General features: G+C 59.7%; 1 protein-coding gene. It reads left to right on the plus strand.

Annotated features, from left to right (window positions below; all coding sequences use genetic code 11):
- On the plus strand, nucleotides 1-2,655 hold a 2,655-nt coding region (locus J2W23_RS31355; protein ID WP_307651502.1), incomplete at both ends, for a hypothetical protein.

Below are 2,655 nucleotides of genomic sequence, written 5' to 3' on the forward strand. Positions count from 1 at the left end.
GCTGTCGATGCTGCTCGTCGCCGTGCTCAGGCCGGACGACGTGGAAGTCGACAAGCTACTGATACCCGTCGAGGCAGACGTCGACAGGCTGCTGATGCTGCTCGTTGCTGTGCTCAGACCAGAAGATGTCGAGGTCGAGAGGCTATCGATACTGCTGGTCGCCGTACTCAGACCAGAAGACGTCGAGGTCGAGAGGCTATCGATGCTGCTGGTAGCAGTGCTCAGACCGGACGACGTGGAAGTCGACAAGCTGCTGATACCCGTCGAGGCAGACGTTGACAAACTGCTGATGCTGCTTGTCGCGGTGCTAAGGCCAGACGACGTCGAAGTCGACAGGCTGCCGATGCTACTCGTCGCAGTGCTCAGGCCGGACGACGTGGAAGTCGACAAGCTGCTGATACCCGTCGAGGCAGACGTCGACAAACTGCTGATGCTGCTTGTCGCGGTGCTAAGGCCAGAAGACGTGGAGGTCGAAAGACTATCGATGCTGCTGGTCGCAGTGCTCAACCCAGACGATGTCGAAGTCGACAAGCTATCGATGCTGCTGGTTGCGGTGCTCAGGCCGGACGACGTGGAGGTCGACAGGCTGCTGATACTGCTCGTTGCTGTGCTCAGACCAGAAGACGTCGAAGTCGACAGGCTGCCGATGCTGCTGGTCGCAGTGCTCAAGCCACTCGACGTGGAGGTCGACAGGCTGCCGATGCTACTCGTCGCAGTGCTCAGACCCGACGACGTGGAAGTCGAAAGGCTGCCGATGCTACTCGTCGCAGTGCTCAGACCCGACGACGTGGAAGTCGAAAGGCTGCTGATGCTGCTCGTTGCTGTGCTCAGACCAGAAGATGTCGAGGTCGACAGGCTGCTGATGCTGCTCGTTGCTGTACTCAGACCAGAAGACGTGGAGGTCGAAAGACTATCGATGCTGCTGGTCGCCGTGCTCAAACCAGAGGATGTCGACGTCGACAAGCTACCGATGCTGCTCGTCGCCGTACTCAGACCAGAAGACGTCGAGGTCGAGAGGCTATCGATACTGCTGGTCGCCGTGCTCAGACCAGACGACGTCGAAGTCGACAGGCTGCTGATGCTGCTAGTTGCTGTGCTCAGACCAGAAGATGTCGAGGTCGAGAGGCTATCGATGCTGCTGGTAGCAGTGCTCAGACCCGACGACGTGGAAGTCGAAAGGCTGCTGATGCTGCTCGTTGCTGTGCTCAGACCAGAAGACGTCGAGGTCGAGAGGCTATCGATGCTGCTGGTCGCAGTGCTCAGACCCGACGACGTGGAAGTCGACAAGCTGCTGATGCTGCTGGTTGCGGTGCTCAGGCCAGACGACGTCGAGGTCGAGAGGCTATCGATGCTGCTGGTGGCGGTACTCAGGCCGGAGGACATGGAAGTCGACAAGCTGCTGATGCTGCTGGTTGCGGTACTCAGGCCAGACGACGTCGAAGTCGACAGGCTGCCGATGCTGCTGGTCGCAGTGCTCAGACCAGACGACGTGGAAGTCGACAAGCTGTTGATGCTGCTGGTGGCCGTGCTCAGGCCAGACGACGTCGAAGTCGACAGGCTGCTGATGCTGCTCGTCGCGGTGCTCAAGCCCGACGACGTGGAGGTCGACAAGCTGCCAATGCTGCTCGTCGCCGTGCTCAGACCAGAAGACGTCGAAGTCGACAGGCTGCTGATGCTGCTCGTCGCAGTGCTCAAACCAGACGATGTCGAAGTTGACAGGCTGCTGATGCTGCTGGTCGCAGTGCTCAGACCCGACGACGTGGAAGTCGACAAGCTACCGATGCTGCTGGTTGCCGTACTCAGACCAGAAGACGTCGAGGTCGAGAGGCTATCGATGCTGCTGGTAGCAGTGCTCAAACCCGACGACGTGGAAGTCGACAAGCTGCTGATGCTGCTGGTTGCGGTGCTCAGCCCCGACGACGTCGAAGTCGACAGGCTGCTGATACTGCTCGTTGCTGTACTCAGACCGGACGACGTCGAGGTCGAGAGGCTATCGATGCTGCTGGTAGCAGTGCTCAGACCCGACGACGTCGAAGTCGACAGGCTGCTGATGCTGCTGGTGGCGGTGCTCAGGCCAGACGATGTCGAAGTCGACAAGCTGCCAATGCTACTCGTCGCCGTGCTCAGACCCGACGACGTCGAAGTCGACAAGCTGCTGATGCTGCTGGTTGCGGTGCTCAAGCCACTCGACGTTGAGGTCGACAGGCTGCTGATGCTGCTCGTCGCAGTGCTCAGACCCGACGACGTGGAAGTCGACAAGCTGCTGATGCTGCTGGTTGCGGTGCTCAGGCCAGACGACGTCGAAGTCGACAAGCTGCTGATTCCGCTTGTTGCTGTGCTCAGACCAGAAGACGTCGAGGTCGAGAGGCTATCGATGCTGCTGGTAGCAGTGCTCAAACCCGACGACGTGGAAGTCGACAAGCTGCTGATGCTGCTGGTTGCGGTGCTCAGGCCAGACGACGTCGAAGTCGACAGGCTGCCGATGCTGCTGGTCGCAGTGCTCAAACCAGACGATGTCGAAGTTGACAGGCTGCTGATGCTGCTGGTCGCAGTGCTCAGACCCGACGACGTGGAAGTCGACAAGCTACCGATGCTGCTGGTTGCCGTGCTCAGACCAGAAGACGTCGAGGTCGAGAGGCTATCGATGCTGCTGGT

The sequence above is a fragment of the Variovorax boronicumulans genome (assembly GCF_030812215.1).
GTDB lineage: Bacteria > Pseudomonadota > Gammaproteobacteria > Burkholderiales > Burkholderiaceae_C > Variovorax > Variovorax boronicumulans_C.